Consider the following 6,696-nt stretch of genomic DNA (forward strand, 5'->3'; position numbering starts at 1 on the left):
TTTGTGCCATTTTTCTTTATACTGTCACTTAGGCAGGCTGGACACTTGATTTCTAGAGTTATTCGCATTTCTCTATTTTATCAAAATCCAACCTGCTTTTTTTCAGCATACTTTTTGAAACACCACCATAATTTTTAATAGATGAAGGTTACATTAACTATTGCAAGTGTTCTTTGAAAATTTATTTAGCTTTGTAATTTTAGTATGCAAGTAGTTTAATTGTTCACTCCTCCAGGTATCACTGCAAATATGGCTGTACAGTGGTAAGAACCCTACAAACGCGATTGAATGAGATAAAGTAATATACTGTAGTACCAGCTGTTAAAAGGAAAAACCACCAAAACACCTAGATTACTAATTGTTACTGAAGGAATATCCATAATTTTGGAAAAAGTTGTCTAGATAGAAGAAGAACTCCTAATAAAGTCGCAATTATTGCACGAGCATGCTGAGAAAGGCGGCACTCAAATCTACAGTTGCTATGTGAGTTGTGAGTTATGACCCGGCAAATATGATAACTCCAATAAAATCATTAATCTAAACATTTGCTGAATCTTCATTAAATTACTAACCACTGAATTAGATGGATGAAATGGTAAATATATAGTTGTGAAGGGCTTTGTTGCACAAACCTATCTGTAAAGGCTTTTTCAGCGATATAATTTTCAAATGAAGAAGCCTACACACAAAATCTACTGCACAACCAATTGGCCCGCATATAACCGAGCACTCATGAGTCGCGGAAATATTGTCATTTGGTTTGATCCTGCTACGCAATGGTATGCTCCATCAAAAGGCAAACAAGGGCGAAATCAAACCTACTCCGACGCAGCTATCCAATGCTGCTTAATGATTAAATCCTTATTCCGTCTATCTTTACGTATGGTCACTGGCTTTGTGCAAAGTCTGATTGAACTTTGCGGATTAAATTGGACCGCACCAGATTACAGTACGCTTTGTAGAAGACAAAAGCATATTGATATTGCAATCAGCTACCAAAAAAGTAGCGATGGGCTGCATCTACTCGTAGACTCTACAGGCATGAAGTTTCTAGGTGAGGGCGAATGGAAACGCAAGAAACATGGAGCTGAATATCGTCGCCAATGGCGTAAACTACATATTGGTATAGATGCCAAAACCCTACAAATACGCGCTATTCAGCTCACAACCAATAATGTCAGTGATTCACAGGTGCTTGGTGATTTACTTAATCAGATTCCACAAGATGAGCAGATTGACTCTGTTTATACCGATGGAGCTTATGACACCAAGCAATGCCGTCAGGTCATTGCAGATCGGCAAGCACATGCGGTGATTCCACCTAGAAAAAATGCGAAACCATGGAAAGATACAAAGATCAGCTCGCTAGAGCGAAATGAATTACTTCGAACAGTTAAACGTTTAGGCAGGACATTATGGAAAAAATGGTCAGGCTATCATCGCCGCAGTTTGGTGGAAACCAAGATGCATTGCATCAAATTATTAGGCGATAAATTAATGGCAAGAAGCTTTCCTAGTCAGGTGAATGAAATTCATGCACGTGTAGCAGTCCTCAACAGATTTACGGAATTAGGTCGACCACTTACCCAAGTTACGCCTTAAATTTGGCTCAATTAGGGGCGCTTTGCATTTCAAATCTTTGTGCAACAAAGCCGATGGAAAGTATCTACACGGATGAATACAGATATGGTGCTCGATGCACTTGAGCAAGCATTGCACGATCGAGGCATGCCAAAGAATGTGATTCATCATTCCGATAGAGGTGTTCAATATCTTTCTATTCGCTATACCAATCGTTTAGAAGCTGCAAATTTACGAGCATCAGTCGGTACGACTGGTGATTCATACGATAATGCTTTGGCTGAAACAGTGAATGGCTTATACAAAACAGAGGTGATTGAGTATTTAAAAGCAGATTGGAAAGGTTTAGCGGATGTACAACTTGCGACACTCAACTGGGTAGATTGGTTCAATAAAGAGCGTGTACACAGTGCATTGGGTTACAAGTCGCCTTTTGAGTTTGAAGCAATGTACTATGATAAGATTAACCCGTTAGGTCAGGTGGCCTAACTTAAATAAAAAAGTCTCCGACAAACCCGGTACGGTTCAGTCTCAATTTTCACACTTCATGCAACAGAGTCGTTTTTATCCTAAGGTCCTTACCACTTGTATTCTTTACGAACATATATCAAAAAAAGTGTAGCAAGTTGCTACACTTTTCGCTAGATCAACTCTTTACCAAAAATATCATTCAGTCTTTCACGAATACTATGGACGAATTCCGGATTACTTTTAAGTTTATGCTTCATATTTCGTTTAAAGTCATTCAACCCCATACCAATTTCAGCAAAATCCATTTGGAATAAAGTGTCATTAATGACAATATTTGCTTGAGAGTCAGTGAGGCATCCTACTTTTTTAAACCACTTCTTGAACTGCTGATAATTTTCATCATTATTAAAAATATACCAAGAACGTACATTCATATCGAATTTAGCCCCTAATTCTTTTACGGATGCATTGTCTTCAAATGGAACATCAAGATAGATTTTTTCAATCACTGCAAATTCATCCAGTGCCTTATCAGCAATCCGATGATGCAGTTTAAAATTCACACCTACAATTGGACGGCCTTTCTTAACGGTTTCATACTCTAATTGTAGATCTGTATTTTCGTTAATTTCTGCCACTATTTTGTCTAATACATAGCGTCTAAAATCTACCCAGCGATCATATTTGGTTTCATTAATATCAATCAGTGCTTTCAAGTTTTCTAAAAGTAATGGCACTTCATAACTCTTTTGATTGGCGTACTTAAATTCATTTTTAATGAAATAAGTATAGAGACTCATACTGGCAACAGAATCTAGGGCAAAAAGATGTTTTAGCTGATAGGTAGTAAAATTACCCCCAGCCAGTTGAGTGAAATACGGCAACACCTCACTGGTAAAACGAATCTGAATCGCATTTTTAGAATCATCTTCCCATCTTAACTCACGGATAATGGGAACGACAGAATGTACTTTTTTAGTCTTTCTTTTACCATTATCAGCAGGCTCCTCAATAATAAAATGAGCTACCCGGGATGAAAGCTCTTTGTAGATCCGATCTATTGCAACATTAATTGAATTACGTTTATTTAATCCTAGTAAATCTGCCAAATCATCCTTATACAAATAAATATAAGTTTGTTCGGTAATTTCACCATCTACCCTATTTTTCTCACTATAATTCGCAACCGCCATTGCATATAGAAGTGCCTTATATTCATTGGCTGATAATTCGATTGGGCGAATTAAACGGTTACTGGTACTGACAACGCCATTATGGCGAATGTTGCCTATACAGTAAGGAATATAATTCGATTCTTCTTGCAATGGTTCAGATTCTGTCATAACCGTGATATTTATAATTTAACTTAGTTTTTATATACAAAAGTGGAAAAACTTTCAAGACTTTCACCACAAGATTCTAAAAGTGGAAAGTTTGTCATCAAAAAGAAGCATTTTAGCCGGTTTTCTGCATTTAAAGTGGAATTAATTATAATCTTTCCACCCTATGATGACAGACCTTCCACCTTTAGTCTCGAAATTACAGTTCAGAAGGCCTATTTTTACTTTTTTCATTCAGATCTAGTTAGGTTAAGTCAGATAAAAACCCTGATGTGACAAGGCTTCCACCTTTTTGTTAGATTTAAAAGGTATAACTGCACATATAATCATCAGGAAATATCCAATAAAAAAAGATTATCCACAGGTTAAGAAGATACAGTGACAATCTTTCCACCTTTAAAGCTTAGTTATGAGACTTTATTAACAGCTTAAATATTTGTTTTTGCAATTATTTTTAAATAAAAATAGCAGATATAAAAATAGCAGTGACAAACTTTCCACCCTAGTGACAGACCTTCCACTTTAGAGTGACAAACCTTCCACTTTAGAGTGACAGACCTTCCACTTTAGAGTGACAAACCTTCCACTTTAGAGTGACAAACCTTCCACTTTAGAGTGACAAACCTTCCACTTTTAAATCTATAAGCATTTGTTTTATATAATAAAAATATGATCCTAATTATTAATTAGCTAAATAACTAATTATTCTAATTTTTAATTAAGCTAGCTTAGTTAAAAATTTATTTTTTAAACTGTTTTACAGCTGAATAAATAGGATTTATAAATTTAAAAACTATAGTAAGATGAATGAAAGTTATTTATATTACTAAACATTCAAATAAGGAAGCATCTGACACGCATGTCTGCAAAAATTATTACTGTTGCTAACCATAAAGGCGGATGTGGCAAAACAACGACTGTTGTACACCTAGCCTCAGAACTTGCCAATCTGGGCAACAAAGTTTTAGTCATTGATTTAGATCCTCAAGCAAACGCAAGTTTACACATTGGGATCCAACATCCAAGCGAAATTGCTGTCACTACAGCAGAATTACTAGTGGGCGATATTTCGTTGTTGGCAGATGCATTACAAGAAGAAACGAACTTTGAAAAAGTATCATTAATTTATGGTTCCTTGAATTTAGGAAAAACTGAAGATCAACTAAAAGAAGAAGCTCCCCGTCCTTCAGAAGAGTTAAATATCAAGTTAAAACTATTAAAAGATCTATATGATTTTATATTGATTGACTGCCCACCTAGCCTTAAATTATTAACCAGCAATGCCCTGGCATCCTCAACACATGTCATTATCCCTATCGAATCAGGATCACAATATGGATTATATGGGGTAACAGATCTTTTAAATCATCTTGAAAAGATCAAACGTATTAATCCAGATTTAGAGCTTTTAGGCGCTTTACTAATTAAGCATGATGAACGTCAGAATGTCTGTAAGCTGATTCGGGATGAAGCCTTGAAACAAGTGGGTAAAATTTTAGAAACCACAATTCCTCAAAGTACTAAAGTCAATCAAGCAGCCATTCTGCAACAACCACTTTTGAAAGTAGAAAAAAATTCAAAAGTACGTAAGGCTTTTGAAAGCCTTGCCAATGAAATTGTATTGAAAATTTAAACCTGAGAGCATTATGGCAAGCACCAAAGAGCTTTTAGCTCAGAAACTGAAACAGAATACAGAAAAACATCAGCAAGCACAGAAAGACAATATTAAAGAGCTGAAAGAGTTTAGACGTAATGTCCCTATTGAGGATATCAGCCGAAGTCTAAACCAGCCGCGTAAAATATTTGAAGAATCACAGTTAAAAGAACTGGCGGATTCTATTAATGAAATCGGCCTTTTGCAGCCCATTACAGTGCGTAAACTGGATAATCTGAAATATGAACTGATTGCAGGCGAGCGACGCTTACGGGCACATCAGTTACTCGGAAAGTCTGTGATTGAAGCCATTATCATTGATGCAAATAATGTAGAAGCATCTTTGTTAACCCTGGCCGAGAATTTAAAGCGTCAGGATCTGACAGATTATGAGATTTTTATTGGCCTGAACTCACTTGATGAGAAATTAAAGAAAAACAAGCAACGTTTAGCCAATTCACTGGGTTTAAATCGCGAAGATATGTACAAGTATTTAGCATACGAAAAACTGCCGCAAGCAATTTTAAATGACCTTGATGTGGAACCAGGCTTGCTAGGCCGTACTGCTGCAACTGCATTCAAAAAATTTCTATCGGATCATCTTGAACAACTCTCTGAAGCCGAAGTGGCCTTACTCGGAGCTTGGGAAAAATTAAAAGACAAAAAACTCGAGCAAAGCAAAGTTACTACTTATGCTAAAAAACTATTGAGTCAGAATCCAGAAAAACTGACCACAACATCCGTGGTCAGAAAAATTGAATATGCCGGTAAGATTGCGGGGAATATCAAACTGAATCAAAAACAGCTTAAGGTTTCTCTGAATATCTCGGAAATTGACGAAGCCAGTCTCTTACAATTAGAAGATTTCTTAAAACAGCTGATTCAAAAAAGCGAAAAAGTGTAGCAAGTTGCTACACTTTCTTAGCACCCTGAAACTAATTACATCCTCATGCATTATTGAATTTTATTTTCTTAAGTATGCTTCTTTACATTTGGTCTTTGAGAGTACTGTTACTTCGGACTGAGATTAAATTCTGCCTTTCTTCTTGTGGAGTAGTTTTATATTTATCCGGAAATATTATATATGTCCATATAAGCACTCCCAGTTTTCAGGTTTTGTATCAAAATAATCAATTCTTATCAGATTTTTCGATAGGGAAGTATATATGCTGGTGGAACATAAATAATTTGGTGGTGTTTCAAAAGGTATGCTGCCGTTAAAAAAATACGTTATTAAGGTAAAAGAAAGTAAGCATCCAGCTAACACAGCCTTACCAAGCGATCCTATAAGCCTTAATTTAGTTCCCACCTAAAAACAAGTGGGGACTTAATCTATGAACATGGATATATATTCAGCAACACCTCCTGTTGCTAAAAAACGCAGAACATACAGCAAAGAATTCAAATTCAGTATTGTCAATGCCTGCAAAAATCCTAATACCTCGATCGCTTCGGTCGCACTGCAACATAGTATTAATGCCAACCTTGTCAGTCGTTGGATCAGGATCTTCAGGCATCATGAGGGTGCCGTGCAGGATCCTACTCATGTGAATCCAGCATTTATTGCTTTGCCTTACACTGCTGCAATCAGCCAACCTATTGATGAGAGGATCACGTTGTGTATCACCGTGCCTCATACGAATAATGATA

5 protein-coding genes and 1 pseudogene are annotated in these 6,696 nt (G+C 36.4%); 5 read left to right on the forward strand and 1 reads right to left on the reverse strand.

Features of this window, described 5'->3' with window-relative positions; translation table 11 throughout:
- Positions 1 to 669: 669 nt before the first annotated feature.
- Together FTU37_RS16050 and FTU37_RS16055 are read left to right on the forward strand one after the other, a co-directional pair.
- Positions 670 to 1,602, forward strand: a complete 933-nt coding sequence (locus FTU37_RS16050; RefSeq protein WP_180022931.1) for an IS5-like element IS17 family transposase — start codon at positions 670 to 672, stop codon at positions 1,600 to 1,602.
- 54 nt (positions 1,603 to 1,656) lie between these two features.
- Positions 1,657 to 2,070, forward strand: a pseudogene (locus FTU37_RS16055) (integrase core domain-containing protein); the annotation flags it as partial.
- 152 nt (positions 2,071 to 2,222) lie between these two features.
- Here FTU37_RS16055 and FTU37_RS16060 read toward each other — a convergent pair.
- A complete protein-coding gene (locus FTU37_RS16060) occupies positions 2,223 to 3,395 on the reverse strand; it encodes a replication initiation protein (protein ID WP_127800989.1) in 1,173 nt (390 codons plus the stop codon).
- Positions 3,396 to 4,251: 856 nt separating this feature from the next.
- On the opposite strand from FTU37_RS16060, the gene FTU37_RS16065 reads away from it, so the two are divergent.
- The 3 genes from FTU37_RS16065 to FTU37_RS16075 all read left to right on the forward strand — a co-directional run.
- Positions 4,252 to 5,025 (forward strand): ParA family protein, encoded by a 774-nt coding sequence (locus tag FTU37_RS16065; protein WP_127800991.1) that lies wholly within the window; start codon positions 4,252 to 4,254, stop codon positions 5,023 to 5,025.
- 13 nt (positions 5,026 to 5,038) lie between these two features.
- Complete coding sequence (locus tag FTU37_RS16070; RefSeq protein WP_180124658.1) at positions 5,039 to 5,950, forward strand: ParB/RepB/Spo0J family partition protein; 912 nt, start codon at positions 5,039 to 5,041, stop codon at positions 5,948 to 5,950.
- Positions 5,951 to 6,380: 430 nt separating this feature from the next.
- The coding region (locus FTU37_RS16075) for a transposase (protein WP_180022932.1) at positions 6,381 to 6,696 on the forward strand (316 nt) is incomplete at its 3' end.

It is taken from the genome of Acinetobacter sp. YH12097 (assembly GCF_013419225.1).
GTDB lineage: Bacteria > Pseudomonadota > Gammaproteobacteria > Pseudomonadales > Moraxellaceae > Acinetobacter > Acinetobacter amyesii.